This window comes from Streptomyces sp. NPDC127114, from assembly GCF_042677525.1.
GTDB lineage: Bacteria > Actinomycetota > Actinomycetes > Streptomycetales > Streptomycetaceae > Streptomyces.
Window position 1 is genome coordinate 22,405 of sequence record NZ_JBHXTJ010000012.1, and the last position, 16,979, is coordinate 39,383.

General features: G+C 72.4%; 16 protein-coding genes. 11 read left to right on the top strand and 5 right to left on the bottom strand.

The annotated features are described in order from the left end of the window. Nucleotides 1–331: 331 nt before the first annotated feature. The 4 genes from serA to ACFVGS_RS14910 all read left to right on the top strand — a co-directional run bounded on the left by serA (nt 332) and on the right by ACFVGS_RS14910 (nt 5,103). A complete protein-coding gene (gene serA / locus ACFVGS_RS14895) occupies nt 332–1,921 on the top strand; it encodes a phosphoglycerate dehydrogenase (RefSeq protein ID WP_384416841.1) in 1,590 nt (529 codons plus the stop codon). A 79-nt stretch (nt 1,922–2,000) separates the two neighbouring features. After that, a complete protein-coding gene (locus ACFVGS_RS14900) occupies nt 2,001–2,579 on the top strand; it encodes a TetR/AcrR family transcriptional regulator (RefSeq protein ID WP_385692668.1) in 579 nt (192 codons plus the stop codon). A 390-nt stretch (nt 2,580–2,969) separates the two neighbouring features. Continuing rightward, nucleotides 2,970–3,920, top strand: a complete 951-nt coding sequence (locus ACFVGS_RS14905; RefSeq protein ID WP_385692669.1) for a hypothetical protein — start codon at nt 2,970–2,972, stop codon at nt 3,918–3,920. Between the two features lie 4 nt (nt 3,921–3,924). After that, complete coding sequence (locus ACFVGS_RS14910) at nt 3,925–5,103, top strand: hypothetical protein (protein ID WP_385692670.1); 1,179 nt, start codon at nt 3,925–3,927, stop codon at nt 5,101–5,103. 27 nt (nt 5,104–5,130) lie between these two features. Here the strand turns inward: ACFVGS_RS14910 and ACFVGS_RS14915 are convergent, their stop codons facing one another. Beyond that, on the bottom strand, nt 5,131–6,573 hold the full coding sequence (locus tag ACFVGS_RS14915; RefSeq protein ID WP_385692671.1) for a PucR family transcriptional regulator: 1,443 nt from the start codon (nt 6,571–6,573) through the stop codon (nt 5,131–5,133). 194 nt (nt 6,574–6,767) lie between these two features. On the opposite strand from ACFVGS_RS14915, the gene ACFVGS_RS14920 reads away from it, so the two are divergent. Further along, nucleotides 6,768–7,694 (top strand): proline dehydrogenase family protein, encoded by a 927-nt coding sequence (locus ACFVGS_RS14920; protein WP_384416856.1) that lies wholly within the window; start codon nt 6,768–6,770, stop codon nt 7,692–7,694. Nucleotides 7,695–7,727: 33 nt separating this feature from the next. After that, the gene (gene pruA / locus ACFVGS_RS14925; protein WP_384416859.1) at nt 7,728–9,359 is read left to right on the top strand and encodes an L-glutamate gamma-semialdehyde dehydrogenase; all 1,632 of its coding nucleotides are present in this window, start codon (nt 7,728–7,730) and stop codon (nt 9,357–9,359) included. A 79-nt stretch (nt 9,360–9,438) separates the two neighbouring features. Here the strand turns inward: pruA and ACFVGS_RS14930 are convergent, their stop codons facing one another. After that, nucleotides 9,439–10,320 carry an alpha/beta fold hydrolase gene (locus ACFVGS_RS14930; RefSeq protein ID WP_385692672.1) on the bottom strand — a complete coding sequence of 294 codons (882 nt, stop codon included), beginning with the start codon at nt 10,318–10,320 and terminating at the stop codon, nt 9,439–9,441. Between the two features lie 90 nt (nt 10,321–10,410). On the opposite strand from ACFVGS_RS14930, the gene ACFVGS_RS14935 reads away from it, so the two are divergent. Beyond that, nucleotides 10,411–10,974, top strand: a complete 564-nt coding sequence (locus ACFVGS_RS14935; protein ID WP_385692673.1) for a GNAT family N-acetyltransferase — start codon at nt 10,411–10,413, stop codon at nt 10,972–10,974. Nucleotides 10,975–11,020: 46 nt separating this feature from the next. On the opposite strand, the gene ACFVGS_RS14940 is transcribed toward ACFVGS_RS14935, so the two are convergent. The 3 genes from ACFVGS_RS14940 to ACFVGS_RS14950 are packed head-to-tail and all read right to left on the bottom strand — an operon-like array spanning nt 11,021 to nt 13,156. Next, nucleotides 11,021–11,758 (bottom strand): hypothetical protein, encoded by a 738-nt coding sequence (locus tag ACFVGS_RS14940; RefSeq protein WP_385692674.1) that lies wholly within the window; start codon nt 11,756–11,758, stop codon nt 11,021–11,023. Then, nucleotides 11,755–12,096: a PadR family transcriptional regulator gene (locus ACFVGS_RS14945; RefSeq protein ID WP_384416871.1), complete on the bottom strand. Its 342-nt coding sequence runs from the start codon at nt 12,094–12,096 to the stop codon at nt 11,755–11,757. Before ACFVGS_RS14945 ends, ACFVGS_RS14940 begins: the two co-directional genes overlap by 4 nt. 40 nt (nt 12,097–12,136) lie before the next feature. Beyond that, nucleotides 12,137–13,156, bottom strand: a complete 1,020-nt coding sequence (locus ACFVGS_RS14950; RefSeq protein ID WP_385692675.1) for a zinc-binding dehydrogenase — start codon at nt 13,154–13,156, stop codon at nt 12,137–12,139. Between the two features lie 101 nt (nt 13,157–13,257). Here ACFVGS_RS14950 and ACFVGS_RS14955 point away from each other — a divergent pair, with 101 nt between their 5' ends. The 4 genes from ACFVGS_RS14955 (at nt 13,258) to ACFVGS_RS14970 (ending at nt 16,972) form a co-directional block, all read left to right on the top strand. Beyond that, nucleotides 13,258–14,145 (top strand): LysR family transcriptional regulator, encoded by an 888-nt coding sequence (locus ACFVGS_RS14955; protein ID WP_385692676.1) that lies wholly within the window; start codon nt 13,258–13,260, stop codon nt 14,143–14,145. Between the two features lie 234 nt (nt 14,146–14,379). Further along, nucleotides 14,380–14,511, top strand: coding sequence for a hypothetical protein (locus ACFVGS_RS14960; RefSeq protein ID WP_384416880.1), 132 nt, complete (start codon nt 14,380–14,382; stop codon nt 14,509–14,511). A 77-nt stretch (nt 14,512–14,588) separates the two neighbouring features. Then, entirely contained in the window at nt 14,589–15,629 is a 1,041-nt protein-coding gene (locus ACFVGS_RS14965; protein ID WP_385692677.1) for a 3-isopropylmalate dehydrogenase, read from the top strand. 251 nt (nt 15,630–15,880) lie between these two features. Next, on the top strand, nt 15,881–16,972 hold the full coding sequence (locus tag ACFVGS_RS14970; protein WP_384416886.1) for a branched-chain amino acid aminotransferase: 1,092 nt from the start codon (nt 15,881–15,883) through the stop codon (nt 16,970–16,972). The last annotated feature ends 7 nt before the right edge of the window (nt 16,973–16,979 follow it).

Sequence of the window (16,979 nt, forward strand, 5' to 3'; positions counted from 1 at the left end):
AACTATAAAAACACCTTGCCCTATACCCACCCGTTGAACCCCCCGGAATTGGTGCGGCCATATTTTTTGTGGGGGTTAACCGCGGTGGCGGATAACCCCTGGGGGGGGGGGCCCGCACCGCGGGCCCGCCCCCGCGCCACATCCTTGGACACCCCGTCCAACCACGGACGGGTGATCCTTCCATCGAGGCGTACGACTCGTGTCGACGCACCACTACACTGCTCAACAACATCGCGTCTGGCCCACAGCGTCGTGCGCTTTCACGCGGCAAGCCCCCTCCACCGCTGCGGCCGTCGGGACGGCCGTCCGCACTGCCTTTGTGAGGACTCACGTGAGCTCGAAACCCGTCGTACTCATCGCTGAAGAGCTGTCGCCCGCCACCGTCGACGCACTGGGCCCGGACTTCGAGATCCGGCACTGCAACGGCGCCGACCGCGCCGAGCTGCTCCCCGCGATCGCCGACGTCGACGCCATCCTGATCCGCTCGGCGACGAAGGTCGACGCGGAGGCCATCGCCGCCGCGAAGAAGCTCCGGGTCGTCGCCCGCGCCGGTGTCGGCCTGGACAACGTGGACGTCTCCGCCGCCACCAAGGCCGGCGTGATGGTCGTGAACGCCCCGACCTCCAACATCGTCACCGCCGCCGAGCTCGCCTGCGGTCTGCTCGTCGCCACCGCGCGCAACATCCCGCAGGCCAACACCGCGCTGAAGAACGGCGAGTGGAAGCGCTCGAAGTACACGGGCGTCGAGCTCAGCGAGAAGACCCTCGGCGTCGTCGGCCTCGGCCGCATCGGTGTCCTGGTCGCCCAGCGCATGTCCGCCTTCGGCATGAAGATCGTCGCCTACGACCCCTACGTGCAGCCGGCCCGCGCCGCCCAGATGGGCGTGAAGCTGCTGGCCCTGGACGAGCTGCTCGAGGTCGCCGACTTCATCACCGTCCACCTGCCCAAGACGCCGGAGACCCTCGGTCTCATCGGCGACGAGGCGCTGCACAAGGTCAAGCCGTCCGTCCGGATCGTCAACGCCGCGCGCGGCGGGATCGTGGACGAGGCCGCGCTGTACTCGGCGCTCAAGGAGGGCCGGGTCGCCGGCGCGGGCCTCGACGTGTACGCGAAGGAGCCCTGCACGGACTCCCCGCTCTTCGAGCTCGACCAGGTCGTCTGCACCCCGCACCTGGGCGCCTCCACGGACGAGGCCCAGGAGAAGGCCGGTATCGCGGTCGCCCGTTCGGTGCGCCTGGCGCTCGCGGGCGAGCTGGTCCCGGACGCGGTCAACGTCCAGGGCGGTGTCATCGCCGAGGACGTGAAGCCGGGTCTGCCGCTGGCCGAGAAGCTCGGCCGGATCTTCACGGCCCTGGCCGGCGAGGTCGCGGCCCGTCTCGACGTCGAGGTGTACGGCGAGATCACCCAGCACGACGTGAAGGTGCTCGAACTCTCCGCGCTCAAGGGCGTGTTCGAGGACGTGGTCGACGAGACCGTGTCGTACGTCAACGCCCCGCTGTTCGCGCAGGAGCGCGGCGTCGAGGTGCGTCTGACCACCAGCTCCGAGTCGCCCGACCACCGCAACATGGTCACCGTGCGCGGCACGCTGGCCAGCGGCCAGGAGGTCTCGGTCTCCGGCACGCTCGCGGGCCCGAAGCACCTGCAGAAGATCGTCGCGGTCGGCGACTACGACGTGGACCTCGCGCTCGCCGACCACATGGCGGTGCTGCGCTACGAGGACCGTCCGGGTGTCGTCGGCACGGTCGGCCGGATCCTCGGCGAGGCCGGTCTGAACATCGCGGGCATGCAGGTCTCCCGGACGAACGAGGGCGGCGAGGCGCTGGTCGTGCTGACCGTCGACGAGACCGTCCCGGCCAACGTGCTCTCGGAGATCGCCGAGGAGATCGGCGCGGCCTCGGCCCGCTCCGTCAACCTGGTCTGACCCGGTCCGCTCCAGCCTCGTACCCGGTCGATAGACGTCCGTCTTACACGGTCGTCTATCGGCCGGGTACAGTGCTGTCATGGGACACAAGGAAGACCTGCTGGAGGGCGCCAAGCGCTGCCTCCTGGAGAAGGGCTACGCCCGCACCACCGCTCGTGACGTGGTGGCCGCCTCCGGCACCAACCTCGCCTCCATCGGCTACCACTACGGCTCCAAGGACGCCCTGCTCCAGCAGGCCTTCCTGGCGCTGACGGAGGAGTGGGGCGAGCGGGTCGGCGGGGCCGACGCCGAGGGGGTCGAGAGCCTTCCCGGCGATCCGTACGAGCGCTTCCGCGCCGTCTGGGAGCCGCTGATCGGAGCCGCCGAGGCCAGCCGCCCCGTGTGGAAGCTGCAGACCGAGGTCGTCACCCGTCTCGACGACGACGAGAAGCTCCGCGAGGCGATCAAGGAGCCGCAGCGGGAAGGCCGGCTCGGCATGGCCGAGGGCATGATCGGCATCGACCCGGAGGCGGAGCCCGAGAAGGCCCGGGTGGCGGGTCTGCTCCTCCAGGCCCTCGCGACCGGGGTGATGATCCAGTGGGTCGTCGACCCGGACACGGCCCCGACGGCGGACGACCTCACCGCAGGCCTCAGGGTGCTGATGGGGGAGCGGGACTGAGTCAACCCCCGGGAGACCCTCGGGAGTTGCCCAGGCGTTTGTCTAGGGTGAGGGGCGTCAACGCTCCTCGTCCCCGACCCGTCGACAGAGAGGCCCCGCATGCCGGCGACGCCACCGCAGGGAACTCCGCCGGACCCGGACCCGGCACCGATACCGTCGGCGCCGGCACCGCCGGACCGGACGCCCGCGGGCGCGCCGGCGTCGGCGCCGGCGCCCGCACCTGCTTCCGCTCCGGCACCGTCCGAGGCGCCCGCACCGGCGCCCGTACCGGCGTCCGCTCCTCCCGCACCGGCGCCCACGTCCGCTCCTCCCGCGTCGGCCTCCGCGCCCGCAGCAGCGCCCGCGCCACCGCCCGAGCCGTCCGTCGGTGCCCTCGTCGCCGAATCCCTGGTGCCGAACACCCTCCACCTGTCGGCCGCCAAGCGGCGGCGGACGATCGGCGTCCGCGTGGCCGTCGGTGTCGGCCTCGCCGTGGTCGCGGCCGTGGCGGCCACGTTATGGCAGGTCATGTCCCAGCCGGCCGTGACCAAGTCGGAGCAGGAGGCACAGGACGCGCTGGACAAGCAGGAGGCGCCGTTCACCGTCGGCGTCGACTACGACCAGACCCCGCCCCAGGGCTGGAAGGTCGCCCTCGACCGGCCCCTGACCGAGGCGGAACGACGGGGGCTCGCCGCCAGGAGGGACCCGGAGAAGGCCCGGGCCTACCTCCTCTCGCTCGGCGGGCGCACCGTCCGGTATCCGTCCGCCTTCGAGAAGCGCACCGACCTGGCCATCAAGTACACCGGGGCCGACGCGACCGCCCTCCACCTCAATCTGTTCAGCAAGCGGCAGGCCCAGCTGACGATCACCTCCATGGAGGCCGTCAACGTCTCCTGCCACGCGCCCACCGCGAAGACGGTCGTCGTCTGGCAGTCCCAGGGCGGCGCCGCGTACGAGGGCGTGCTGTTCGACCTGACGACTCCGGGCGCCACTCCGGTCATCACCGACGAGGGGGACGACCAGGGCGCGCCCTACTTCGGAGTGAGGAAGATCGACCTGGGCGGCGGCGCCTCGCCCGGCGGGCTCCGGGTCGAGGCACTCACCCGCGGGCAGTCCTGCACCTGGGAGATCAAGGCCAAGTACCGTGACGCGTACCAGGGGTTCGGCACGGTGACGCTCAAGGACGGCGAGAAGCCGTTCGCCGCGGAGGCGACCCCGGCCCGGCCCGAGCAGCTCTGGATCATGAACGCGTCCAAGCCGGACGCGGAGCAGTGGGTGCCCTGCCACGACGTGCCGGAGGACGCCGGCTGCCGGGCCTGGCGTGAGGGACGCGCGGCCGACGTCTCCGCTTCGGGAGGATGACCGCATGCCGTCGACACGCGTCAGGGCGGTCCTCGCGGCCGTCGCCGCCCTCCTCACCCTCGCGGGATGCAGCCGGGAGGACCAGGGCCGCGCCCCGGACACCGCCCGCACCCCCTCGTACAGCCCCTCGCCCCGGCCCGCGCCCGGACCCTGGGGGCGGGACCGGGTGGTGTCCGCGGACTGCATGAAGGGCGGCCGGTTCACGGCCGTCAGCGTCCGGTCGTGGGATCCGGACGGCTGGAAGCCGGTCGCGGAGCGGCTGTTCGACGTCCCCGCGTCCGTCGTCTTCTGGCAGGAGCCGGGCCGGGAGGCGGTGCTGACGCCGCTGTTCGACCTCTGCCGGGAGAACCCCTCGGACGCCGTGTACACGTCCGACGCCCTGGAGCGCGTCGTGCCGCGTGTGCGCGCCGTCTTCGACCGGGACTTCACCAGGATGGCCGTGGTCCTGCGGACTGCGGACGGGAAGGGGACGCACGTCGGCTTCGTGGACGAGAAGGGGCTGACCGACCTCACCGCCCGGGGCGGGCAGGCCGGGGCCGGCCGACGGGAGCAGAACGCCGTCTTCGCGCCCGACGGGAGCCGCGTCTGGTTCACCTACGAGACGCCCGACGGCCGCGCCCGCATCGGCAGTCGCGCCGTGACCGGCAGCGCCGCCCTGCGCGACGAGGGTCCGGCCGCCGCCGCGAACCTGCCGCTCGTCGTGCTGGACGGGCCGCCCCGCGCCGTCCAGGCGGAGATGGTGCACGTGTCGCCGGACGGGCGCCGGACGACGGCGTCGGCGGAGGACCTCGGCCAGGTGCTGCTCGACGTCCCGGCGCGGTCCACGGCGCTGACGGGCGCCGCCGCCGAGCGGGCCGAGAGCCTGGGGGAGTGCCTGCACGCGGTCGGCTGGACGGGCCCCGACCGGCTGCTGTGCCGCACGCGGGCGGGCACGTTCAGGACCTTCGGCACCGCGCCGGGTGCCGCGCCCGGGCCCGCCCTGCCGGCGGCCGGCGGCGGAGGGAACGAGGGGCTCGTCGTCTCCCCGGACGGCAGCCGCTTCCTCCTCGTCGAGCACCCGCCGGGTGATCCGTACGCGGGTTTCCGCGGCTTCCGGGTGGCGGGAACGGCGCCGGGCGCGCCGTCCGCGAAGGTGCCGGCCGAGGCCCTGAACGGGCAGAGCCTGCTCCTCGAATGGCGCTGAGCCGACCGCGGCCGGCGGATCCGCGGCCTACAGCTTCGCCGCCTTCAGCGCCATGTGCAGCAGCAGCCGGTCCTCGCCCGCGTCGAGGTCGAGGCCGGTGAGCTGTTCGACGCGGGAGAGGCGGTAGTACAGGGTCTGGCGGTGGATGCCCAGAGCGGTGGCCGTGCGGCCCGCCTGGCCCGCGTGGTCGAGGAACACCTCGGCCGTGCGGGCCAGTTCGGCGTGGGCCGGGGCGAGCAGGGCGCGTACGGCCGGGTCCGGCTCGGCCGGGGGCAGTGCGGTGAGCATCCGGTACGGGCCGAGGGCGGCCCACTCCGCGAGCGGACCCAGGTGCGGCTGGGCGGTCGCCGCGCGGGCGGCGGACGAGGCCTCGTGCCAGGACGCGTCGAGGTCCGCGAGCCCGCGGCGGGGCGAGGCGATCCCGGCGACGGCTGCCGGACCCGCGGCGTCGCGCAGCCGGCCGGCCGCGGTGGTGGCGGGGGAGAGGTTGTCGCCCGACCGCAGCCGCACGAGCACCGCGAGCGCGCGGGGCGCGCCGCCCTCGGAGGGGACGGCACCCGGGGCGTACGGGGCCGGGCCGGAAGCGTACGGGCCGGAAGCGTACGGACCGGCGGGGAACGCCGAAGCCGGACCCGCGCCCGCACCGGCCAACGGGCCCGCGCCTCGCCCGGAGCCCGCGCCCGTACCGGTCACCGAGGCGGAGCCCGCCCCCGCACCGGCCACGTGCGCCGTACCCGTACCCGAGCCGGAGCCCGTGCCCGCGCCCCGGCGTCGGGCCGCGCCCCGGCTCGGGTCGGCGCCGCCCGTGGGCGGGGCGCCCGGCGTGGCCGGCGGTCGCCACGGCACGGCGCACAGGGCCGCCGCCGCCGGGACCGCGCGCGGGGACGGGGCGTCCTCGCCGGGCCAGGGCGCGAGGCAGACCAGCGCGTGCAGGCCGTCGGCGTCCGGGCCGAGGGCGGTGCGCAGGGCGGCGACGGCCATGTCGTACTGCCAGCCGCGTTCCGCCGTCAGGGTGGCGCGCAGCTCGCGGGAGAGGTCCGCCCCGGCGCGCTCCTCGTCGGCGAGCAGCTCGCCGATCCGCGCGGCGACGTCCATGGCGGCGCTCAGCCGCTCGTGCGAGGGCCCCGGCTCGGCGTCGAGCAGCCAGACGTATCCGAGGACCACGCCCCGATGGCGTACGGGCAGGCAGATCCGGGCCCGGAACACGCCCGCGTCCGGGGCCGCCGGGATGCGCACCGGGCCGGTCGCCCGGGTGATGCCGAAGCCCTCGAACCAGGACCGCACCGCCGGGGTCGACTTCCTGGTCAGGATGGAGCGCGTGCGGACCGGGTCCAGGGTCGTTTCGTCGAAATCGCTGCCGCTGTCGTGCGCGCCGAAGGCGATCAGCCCGAAGTCGCGGTTCTCCAGGGTCGCCGGAGTGCCGAGCAGCGCCGAGATCTCGTCGACCAGCTCCTGGTAATCGCCCTTCACGCCGCCATTCTCGCACCGATCCGGCCGTTCCTTCAGACAGATGTCTGAGAGCGGGGCCACGGATGCGTGACAGCTGTAGATGGCGGACGATCGGAGCGATCCTTAGGTTTCACGGTGGTTATCCGTGCTGTTCCCGGTTGGTTCCGAAAGACCGGGTACGGCACCTTTCGTCACCCTGCCCTCTGGAGGTCCCCGTGCTGGGTCCCGTGATCCTCGCCGCGTCGCGCAGCGACAAGATGCGCCGTTTCGTGTCGGCCGCCCCCGGGACCAAGCAGGTCGTGGCGCGTTTCATCGCCGGCGAGACGGTGAACGACGTCGTCCCGATCGTGCAGGACCTGGCCGCCCGCGGTCTGGAGGTCACCCTCGACGTCGTCGGTGAGGACATCACCACCGTCGAGCAGTCCTACGCCGCCCGGGACGCCTACCTGGAGCTGATCGGCCGCCTCAAGGAGCTGGGCCTCGGTGCCCGCGCCGAGATGTCGGTCAAGCTGTCGATGTTCGGGCAGTCCCTGGAGAACGGCCACGAGCTGGCCCTCTCCAACGTGCGCCCGGTCGTCGCGGCCGCCGCCGAGATCGGCACCACGGTCACCCTCGACGCCGAGGACCACACCACCCTCGACTCGATGTTCGCCATCCACGAGGAGCTGCGGAAGGACTTCCCGCAGACCGGCTGCGTCATCCAGGCGTACCTCTTCCGCACCGAGGAGGACGCCCGCCGCCTCGCCGCCAACGGCTCGCGCGTGCGGATCGTGAAGGGTGCCTACAAGGAGCCCGCGTCCGTCGCCCTCCAGGACAAGGCCGAGATCGACAAGGCGTACGTCCGGATCATGAAGATCCTCATGGAGGGCGAGGGCTACCCGATGATCGGGTCCCACGACCCGCGGCTCATTGCCGTCGGCCAGGAGCTCGCCCGCCGCGCCGGGCGCAAGCTGGACGAGTACGAGTTCCAGATGCTCTACGGCATCCGCACCGAGGAGCAGAACCGGCTCGCGGCCGAGGGCCACCGGATGCGCGTCTACACGGCCTACGGCACCGACTGGTACGGCTACTTCATGCGCCGCCTCGCGGAGAAGCCGGCCAACCTCCTCTTCTTCGTCCGCTCGATCCTCACCAAGGGCTGAGCCCCACACCCCTCAGAAGGAGTTCCGCGAACCATGGACGCTGTGACCCAGGTCCCCACTCCCGTCAACGAGCCGGTGCACGGCTACGCCCCCGGCTCCGCCGAGCGCACCCGTCTGGAGGCCAAGCTCAAGGAGCTGGCCGACAACCCGCGCGACCTGCCGATGACCATCGGCGGCGAGAAGCGCATGGGCGGCGGCGAGGAATTCAAGGTCGTCCAGCCGCACAACCACAAGGCCGTCATCGGCACCTTCCGCGGCGCCACGCAGCAGGACGCCCAGGACGCGATCGACGCCGCCCTGGCCGCCGCCCCGGCCTGGCGCGCGATGTCCTTCGACGACCGCGCCGCGATCATCCTGCGCGCCGCCGAGCTGCTCGCCGGCCCGTGGCGCGAGACGCTGGCCGCCTCCACCATGCTCGGCCAGTCGAAGACCGCCCAGCAGGCCGAGATCGACACCCCGTGTGAGCTCGTCGACTTCTGGCGCTTCAACGTGGCGTACGCCCGCCAGATCCTGGCCGAGCAGCCGCCGGCCAACTCCCCGGGCGTCTGGAACCGTCTGGACCACCGCCCGCTGGAGGGCTTCGTCTACGCGATCACGCCGTTCAACTTCACGGCCATCGCGGGCAACCTGCCCACCGCCCCCGCCCTCATGGGCAACGTCGTGGTCTGGAAGCCGTCCCCGACCCAGACCCACTCCGCCGTGCTCCTCATGGAGCTCCTGGAGGAGGCCGGCCTGCCGAAGGGCGTCATCAACCTGGTGACCGGCGACGGCATCGCCGTCTCCGAGGTGGCCCTGAACCACCCCGACCTGGCGGGCATCCACTTCACCGGCTCGACCAAGACCTTCCAGCACCTGTGGAAGACGGTCGGCAACAACATCGAGAAGTACCGCTCCTACCCGCGGATCGTCGGCGAGACCGGTGGCAAGGACTTCGTCGTCGCCCACCCGAGCGCCGACCGCGCCGTCCTGAAGACCGCGCTGACCCGCGGCTCCTTCGAGTTCCAGGGCCAGAAGTGCTCCGCGTCCTCGCGGGCGTACATCCCGGCCTCCATCTGGAACGACGGCTTCAAGGAGGAGTTCGCGGCCGAGGTCGACGGCATCAAGATGGGTGACGTCACCGACCTGTCGAACTTCATCGGCGCCGTCATCGACGAGCGTGCCTTCGCCAAGAACAAGGCCGCGATCGACCGCGCCAAGGCGGACGCCTCGTGCACGATCGTCGCCGGCGGCACGTACGACGACTCCGAGGGCTGGTTCGTCCGCCCGACCGTCATCGAGTGCACCGACCCGGAGAACGAGGTCTTCACGACCGAGTACTTCGGCCCGATCCTCGCGGTGTACGTCTACGACGACGAGAAGTACGACGAGATGCTGACCCAGATGGAGTCCGTCTCCGACTACGCCCTCACCGGCTCGGTCATCGCGGGCGACCGCGCCGCCGCCGCGTACACGATGGAGAAGCTCCGCTTCGCCGCGGGCAACTTCTACATCAACGACAAGTCGACCGGCGCCGTCGTCGGCCAGCAGCCCTTCGGCGGCGGCCGCGCCTCCGGCACCAACGACAAGGCGGGCGCCCCGCAGAACCTGATGCGCTGGACGCTGACCCGCGCCATCAAGGAGACGCTGGTGCCGCCGACGGAGTACGGCTACCCGCACATGGGCTGACGCCCCCGCGCCGCCTCGCGGCGGCGACCCTGATCACCGCCCCCCTCCTCGGTCCCCCAACTGAGGACGGGGGCGGTTCTCATGCGCCGGCCCGGCGCTTCAGGAAGTCGCCGACGAGCTCGGCGATCAGCGGAGCGTGGGTCTCCAGGGCGAAGTGACCCGTCGGCAGCAGGTGGATCTCGGCGTCCGGGAGGTCACGGCGGAAGGCCTCGGCGCCGGCCGGGACGAAGACCTCGTCGCCCTCGCCCCAGACGGCGAGGAGCGGGACCCGGGAGCTGCGGAAGTACTCGTGGAAGGCGGGGTAGAGGGCGAAGTTGGAGCCGTAGTCCGCGATCAGGCGGGTCTGGATCTCGTCCTGGCCCGGACGGGCCATCAGGGCGGCGTCGTGGTGCCAGGCGTCGGGGCTGAGCAGCTCCCGGTACTCGGCGGGCACGCCCGTCTCGTACTGCCACCGGATGCCGTCGAGGGAGCGGATGGCGCGGACGGCCGCCTCCGTCTCGGGGGTGCGCTCGGCGATCAGGGCGAGGACGGGTGCCCAGGCCTCCGCGCCGAGGCCCTCCTCGTAGGCGTTGCCGTTCTGGCTGATGATCGCGGTGATCCGCTCGGGGTGGGCGAGGGCGAGGCGCAGGCCGATGGGGGCGCCGTAGTCCTGGATGTAGAGGGCGAACCGGTCGAGGCCCAGGGCGCGGGTGAACGCGTCGGTGAGCGCGGCCAGCGCGGCGAAGGTGTAGTCGAAGTCGGCGGCGTCGGGCGCGGCGCTGCGGCCGAAGCCCAGGTGGTCGGGGGCGATCAGGCGGTAGGTCCCGGAGAGCCGCGGCATCAGGTCCCGGAACATGTGCGAGCTGGTCGGGAAGCCGTGCAGCAGGAGCAGCACGGGCGCGCCGGCGGGGCCCGCCTCCCGGTAGTGGATCTCGTGGCCGCGGACGGTGACGGTGCGGTGGTGGACCGGGAGCACGGACATTGCCTCTAACCCCTTACTCGATGATGAGTGGTTATGAGGAGAGTCAAGCGCTCCCTGCCTAACCTGTCAATAAAATATTGGGGGTTAGGCATGGAAGGGTGTGAGACTGGGGGCGTGAAGCTGTGGACCGCACCCACCCATGAACTCGGCGCCGACTGTCTCCGCGCCGTCCGGGACCTTCTCGACACCGCCTTCGAGGGCGACTTCGAGGACGACGACTGGGACCACACCCTCGGTGGCGTCCACGTCTTGGTCGAGGACGACCGGGGCAGCCTCGTCGCGCACGGGGCCGTCGCCCAGCGGCGTGTGCTGCACCGGGGGCGCTCGTACCGCGTCGGGTACGTGGAAGGCGTCGCCGTCCGGGCCGACGTGCGGCGCCAGGGGCTCGGGGGTGCGGTGATGGTGGAGCTGGAGCGGGTGATCGACGGGGCGTACGCGTTCGGGGCGCTCTCCGCCTCCGACGACGGGGCCGCGCTCTACACGGCCTGCGGCTGGCGGGTCTGGGAAGGGCGGATCGAGACGCTGAGCCCGGACGGGATCGTAAGGCTTCCCGACGAGGAGGGCTCCACCTACCTCCTTCCGGCCGCCTGGCACCCGCTTCCGGACCCCGCCGACCCGCTCGTCTTCGACTGGCGGAACGGCGACGTGATGTGACGTGGCGTCAGGGGCTTGCGGGTCGGTCGGGGCGGGCCGGCCGCCGTCAGGGCTTCTGCTGCACCCGGCCCCCGGCCGCCTCCAGGTGGGCCGCGTACAGGGCCGAGACCATCGAGCCGAGGCCCAGCGTCAGCGCGAGCCCGGGGAGTCCCAGCGCGCCCACGAACGACGCCGTCGTCGCGGCCAGCACCAACGCCGCCCACGCGGCGAGGACCACCTTCCCCCGGCGGCTGAGGAACAGCCACCGGCGGGGCGCCTCCGGGAGGAGGTCGAGCGCGCCGCCGGGCCCGGCCGTCGCCGCCTTCGGGCGCTTGAAGTAGCCGTACACCAGCCACTCCCCGCACAGCTCCCAGCCCTCGGGCGAGAGTTCGTCGAGGACCTTGCCGCGGCGGCGGCCGCCGATCAGCTCGCGGCGGTACTCCCAGCGCAGGGCCGCGCCCGGCGCCCGCCGGCAGACGAACCGCCCGAGCGCGTCCAGCGACTCGACCTCCCAGCCCTGGTCGCCGTGGACCGCCAGCATCCTGCGGTCGTTGAAGAGGTCCGCGGTCCAGGTCCAGTGCTCCGCCGCCGCGTCCGGCTCGCCGGGCACGGGCGCGAGGCCGCCCAGTTGGGCGGCGAACCGCTCGGCCGGGCCGAACTCCTCCTCCGGGGCCGTCCCCGTCTCCGCGACGTGCCCGCGCAGATCGGCGACGGTGTCCGCGATCTGTTCCCCGGGCACGCCGGCCGCGCGCAGCGCCGCGGCCAGCTCGTCGAAGTAGCCGGTGTCGCCGGTGTCGCCGGTCATGTCGTGCTTCCCCCTGTGTGCAGCGTGTTCGTGACGGCCCGGTGGAACTCGCGCCAGGCCTCGCTCTCGGCCGCGAGATGCCGCCGCCCCTCGTCGGTGAGGCGGTAGTAGCGCCGGCCCGGGCCGCGTTCGGCGGCCCGGAACTCGGCCGCCACCAGCCCCGCCTCCTCCAGGCGGTTCAGGACGGGATAGAGCGTTCCGCCCTTGATCTCGCCGAGTCCCGCCGCGGCGAGCGCCTTGGCGATCTCGTACCCGTAACTCTCGCCGTCGGTCAGGCAGGAGAGGACGAGCAGGTCGAGGACTCCCTTGAGCCAGCTGGATCTGCGGTCTGCGGCCATGGCGGCATTCCATCACTACATAGGTAGGAATGCAATCTAGCTAGCGGTCCAGGCCGGGACGGGCGACCAGCATCTTCCCGATGTTCTCGCCGCGCAGCATCCCCAGGAACGCCGTCACGATGTGCTCGAAGCCCTCGACGACCGTGGTGTCGAGCTCCAGGCGTCCCGAGCGGAGGTGGGGCACGGCGAAGTCGTAGAGCTCCTCCTGGGCGTCCATGTGGTTCCGCACGAGGAAGCCCTCCAGGCGGATGCTCTTCTCCACCAGCTCGAAGAGGTTGCGCGGGGCCGGCGGGGGAGTGGCCAGGGAGTGGTACTGGGCGACCGCGCCGACCCAGGCGATCCGGCCGTACTCGCGCAAGGAGGCGATCGAGGCCTCCAGGTGGTCGCCGCCCACCCCGTCGAGGACCGCGTCGAGACCGTCCGGAGCGGCCTTCGCGAGCAGGTCGGCGACCGGCCCGTCGTGGTAGTCGAAGGCCGCGTCGAAGCCGATCCGTTCGGTGAGGTGCGCGACCTTCCGCGCCGAGCCCGCGCTGCCGACGAGCCGCCCGGCGCCGAGCAGCCGGGCGAAGCGGCCGGCCGCCGTGCCGACCCCGCCGGCCGCCGCCGAGACGAACAGGTCCTCGCCGGGCTGCAGCCGGGCGATCCGGGTCAGGCCCACGTACGCGGAGAGGCCCGTGCCGCCCAGCAGGCTCAGGTGCGCGGCGAGCGGGACGCCCGGACCGAGGTCCGGCACCGGGCGGACCTCGGCGCGCGTGACCAGCGCGTGGGTCCGCCAGCCCTTGCGGTGCAGCACGAGGTCGCCGGGACGCAGCGCCGGGTCCCGGGAGTCGAGGACCCGGCCGAGGGTGCGGCCCTCCATGGGCGCGTTCAGGGTCCACAGGTAGTCGCCGTCCATCGCCTCGCGGTGGTACGGGTCCACGGACCAGAGCAGGTTCTCGACCAGGGCCGTGCCCGGCTCGGGCGCGGGCACCGGGGACTCGACGAAGTCGAAGAGGACGGGTGTGGGGAAGCCGTTGGGGCGGGCGGTCTGCTGGACGGTGATCATGGTCTCGTTCGTCATGCCGCAGACCGTAGGAAGGAATCCGGCGGCCGGGCAGTAGGTTGCGTCGATGGCAGCCGCCGATCCATCGATCCTGCTCATAGCCCGAGGTGAAAGCCGAGATGACCGACCCCTACCCGGCACCGAACGAACTGCGCGTCCTGCTCGCCGTCGGGCGCGAGGGCGGCTTCTCGGCCGCCGCGGCCGCGCTCGGCATGACGCAGTCGGCAGTCTCCCACTCCGTCCGTGCGAGCGAGCGCAGGCTCGGGGCCGTCCTCTTCGACCGGGGCCGCAGCGGGGCGACCCCGACCGTGGCCGGGGAGCGGGCGCTCGCGCACGCCCGGCGGGTGCTGCGGCTGCTGGACGTGATGGCGGCGGAGGTGCGGGGCGCCGCTGCGGGAGACGGGAGCGGGATCGTCGCGGGGCCGCTGCGGATCGCCGCCTTCCGCAGCGCGGCCCTGCATCTGCTGCCGGGCGCGCTGGGCCGCCTGACGGCTCGTCACCCGGAGCTGGTGCCCGAGGTGCGGATCGTCCGGGAGGTGGGGCGCGGCACCGCCGGCGAGGTCCTCGACGGGCGGGCCGACATCGGCATCGCGACCATCGGCACCACCTCGCCCGTGCCGCCCGCGCTCGTCGGCGGTGTCCTCCTGGAGGAGGGCTACGCGCTGGTCCACCCGGCCGGGCACGCGGCGCCGCGCTCGCTGCCGCTGGTCGACTGGGCGGAGAACTGCACCTCGTACACGCGCGACTGGTGGGCCGCCCAGGAGTGGCTGCCGGCCGCGACCGTTCAGGCCGAGGACGACGGAGCGGTGCTCTCGATGGTGAGCAGTGGTTTCGGCATGGCCGTGATGCCGGAACTGTCCCTCACCGGAGCGCCGCCCTCGGTGGAGATCACCGATCTCGGACCGGACCGGCCCACCCGCTCGGTCGGCTATGTCACCACCCCTGAGCTGGCGAAATCCCTTGCCGTACGGGCGCTGATCCGCGAGCTGCGCGGCCGGGTGGCCTGATCGCCGTCTCAGATAGTAGGAAGTCCGAGTAATTGTGGAGACAGATGCGGGGTTCTCGCCTAGCTTTGTAGGAGCCGAACGTCCCGCTCCATCGAGCGCAGGCGGACGCGAGCGCGACGCCCCCAGGCAGGCAACCCCTGCGGCGGCGCTCCCCGCCCCTTTCCGGCGCCTTCGATCACCACGCCACTCCGCACCCGCACGTCCGGAGCACTGATCTCAAGGAGTCGATCCCTCATGGCCGCTCAGACCGCCCGCCGCGTCCGCCACTCCGCCCCCCACTCCGGCGACGAGGCCCGCAAGAACGCCGCCGCCGCTCTCCAGCGCGCCCTCGACCGCCGTGACAACGGCGGCTCCACCGGCCACTGACCCCTCGTACGCCTGTCCGTTCGTCCACATGGTGGACGCAGCGTGTCAGACGATGGGACGAAGAGTAGGGTGCCGACATGTCTCACAGCATCAATCTCGCAGTCATTCCCGGCGACGGCATCGGCCAGGAGGTCGTGGCCCAGGGCCTGAAGGTCCTCGCGGCCGCGCTTCCCCAGGACGTGAAGCTGGAGACGAAGGAGTACGACTTCGGCGCCAGGCGCTACCACGCCACGGGTGAGACCCTCACCGACGCCGACCTCGACGCCCTCAAGCAGCACGACGCGATCCTGCTCGGCGCGATCGGCGACCCGTCGGTCCCGTCCGGCGTCCTCGAGCGCGGCTTCCTGCTGAAGCTGCGCTTCGCGTTCGACCACCACGTCAACCTGCGCCCCTCGAAGCTGCTCCCCGGCGTCGCGACCCCGCTCGCCGGCCAGCCCGCCATCGACTTCGTCGTGGTCCGCGAGGGCACCGAGGGCCCGTACACCGGCAACGGCGGCACCATCCGCAAGGGCACCGAGCACGAGGTCGCCACCGAGGTCTCCGTCAACACGGCCTACGGTGTCGAGCGCGTGGTCCGGGACGCCTTCGCCCGCGCCCAGGCCCGCCCCCGCAAGAAGCTGACGCTGGTCCACAAGAACAACGTGCTGACCTTCGCGGGCCACCTGTGGACGAACATCTTCAACAAGGTCGCGGCCGAGTTCCCCGAGGTCACGACCGACTACCTGCACGTCGACGCCGCGACGATCTTCCTCGTCACCGACCCGGCCCGCTTCGACGTCATCGTCACCGACAACCTCTTCGGCGACATCATCACGGACCTCGCCGCGGCCGTCTCCGGCGGCATCGGCGTCGCCGCCTCGGGCAACATCAACCCGAGCGGTGAGTTCCCGTCCATGTTCGAGCCGGTCCACGGCTCCGCGCCGGACATCGCGGGCCAGGGCAAGGCCGACCCGACGGCCACGGTCCTCTCCGTCGCCCTCCTCCTGCGGCACCTCGGATACGAGTCCGAGGCCGCCCGGATCGAGGCGGCCGTCGCCGCCGACCTCACCGAGCGCGGTGACGCGGTCCGCAGCACGGACGAGATCGGCGACGCGCTCGCGGTACGAGTAGCGAGCTGACCCGCCGCTGACTTCTCACCCAGCCGCCGGGTCGCACCTCGCACCCGGCGGCTGTACCTGTGCGGTCGCGGGGTGCCACCATCGAACCCTGGACCGCGCACACACCGTTTCGTGCACCGGCCCCCACGCGCGATAATCGAACGTGGGGCCGCGGCATGCGGGAAAGCTCGGACGTCCTAGCAGTGACTTGCGTGGCTGCGGAGCGGCGTGAGCGCGGTCCGACCCACACAACCGGTGAAGGACAAGCACCCATGACGACGCCCACCATCGAGCTCAAGCCCTCCTCCAGCCCGCTGTCCGACGCGGAGCGCGAGGCGATCCTGGCCAACCCGGGATTCGGCCGGCACTTCACCGACCACATGGTCACCATCCGCTGGACCGAGGGCCGCGGCTGGCACGACGGCCAGCTCGTGCCGTACGGCCCGCTCTCCCTCGACCCGGCGACCAACGTCCTGCACTACGCCCAGGAGATCTTCGAGGGCCTGAAGGCCTACCGCCGTCCCGACGGTTCCGTCGCCAGCTTCCGCCCCGACGCCAACGCCCGCCGCTTCCAGCGCTCCGCGCACCGGCTCGGCATGCCCGAGCTGCCGGTCGAGACCTTCATCGAGGCCTGCGACGTCCTGGTCCGGCAGGACGAGGCCTGGGTCCCGGCGCACGGCGGCGAGGCCTCGCTCTACCTTCGCCCGTTCATGATCGCGACGGAGGTCGGCCTGGGCGTCCGCCCGGCCAACGAGTACCTCTTCGTCGTCATCGCCTCGCCGGCCGGCCCGTACTTCCCCGGCGGCGTCAAGCCCGTCTCCATCTGGGCCTCCGAGGACCGCGTCCGCGCCGTCCCCGGCGGCATGGGCGACGCCAAGACCGGCGGCAACTACGCCGCCTCGCTGCTCGCGCAGGCGGAGGCGGCGGAGAAGGGCTGCGACCAGGTCTGCTACCTCGACGCGGTCGAGCACAAGTGGGTCGAGGAACTCGGCGGCATGAACCTGTACTTCGTGTACGGCGACAAGATCGTCACCCCGACCCTCAGCGGCTCCATCCTGGAGGGCATCACCCGCGACTCGCTGCTCCAGGTCGCCAAGGACCTCGGCTACGAGTCCGAGGAGGCCCGCGTCTCCATCGACCAGTGGCAGGCCGACACCGAGAACGGCTCGCTCACCGAGGTCTTCGCCTGCGGCACCGCCGCCGTCATCACCCCGGTCGGCACGGTCAAGTCCGCCCGGGGCGAGTGGCAGCAGTCGGGCGGCGAGCCCGGCGAGGTGACGATGAAGCTGCGCGAGGCGCTGCTCGCCATCCAGACCGGGACGGCCGAGGACGTCCACGGCTGGATGCACGAGCTGGGCAGGTAGGACCCGG

Excerpts from the sequence above, each read along its gene's own strand:
- ACFVGS_RS14900 (WP_385692668.1), top strand. The coding sequence starts at position 2,001 with ATGGGACACAAGGAAGACCTGCTGGAGGGCGCCAAGCGCTGCCTCCTG.
- ACFVGS_RS14910 (WP_385692670.1), top strand. The coding sequence starts at position 3,925 with ATGCCGTCGACACGCGTCAGGGCGGTCCTCGCGGCCGTCGCCGCCCTC.
- pruA (WP_384416859.1), top strand. The coding sequence starts at position 7,728 with ATGGACGCTGTGACCCAGGTCCCCACTCCCGTCAACGAGCCGGTGCAC.
- ACFVGS_RS14930 (WP_385692672.1), bottom strand. The coding sequence starts at position 10,320 with ATGTCCGTGCTCCCGGTCCACCACCGCACCGTCACCGTCCGCGGCCAC.
- ACFVGS_RS14935 (WP_385692673.1), top strand. The coding sequence starts at position 10,411 with ATGGAAGGGTGTGAGACTGGGGGCGTGAAGCTGTGGACCGCACCCACC.
- ACFVGS_RS14940 (WP_385692674.1), bottom strand. The coding sequence starts at position 11,758 with ATGACCGGCGACACCGGCGACACCGGCTACTTCGACGAGCTGGCCGCG.
- ACFVGS_RS14945 (WP_384416871.1), bottom strand. The coding sequence starts at position 12,096 with ATGGCCGCAGACCGCAGATCCAGCTGGCTCAAGGGAGTCCTCGACCTG.
- ACFVGS_RS14950 (WP_385692675.1), bottom strand. The coding sequence starts at position 13,156 with ATGACGAACGAGACCATGATCACCGTCCAGCAGACCGCCCGCCCCAAC.
- ACFVGS_RS14955 (WP_385692676.1), top strand. The coding sequence starts at position 13,258 with ATGACCGACCCCTACCCGGCACCGAACGAACTGCGCGTCCTGCTCGCC.
- ACFVGS_RS14960 (WP_384416880.1), top strand. The coding sequence starts at position 14,380 with ATGGCCGCTCAGACCGCCCGCCGCGTCCGCCACTCCGCCCCCCACTCC.
- ACFVGS_RS14965 (WP_385692677.1), top strand. The coding sequence starts at position 14,589 with ATGTCTCACAGCATCAATCTCGCAGTCATTCCCGGCGACGGCATCGGC.
- ACFVGS_RS14970 (WP_384416886.1), top strand. The coding sequence starts at position 15,881 with ATGACGACGCCCACCATCGAGCTCAAGCCCTCCTCCAGCCCGCTGTCC.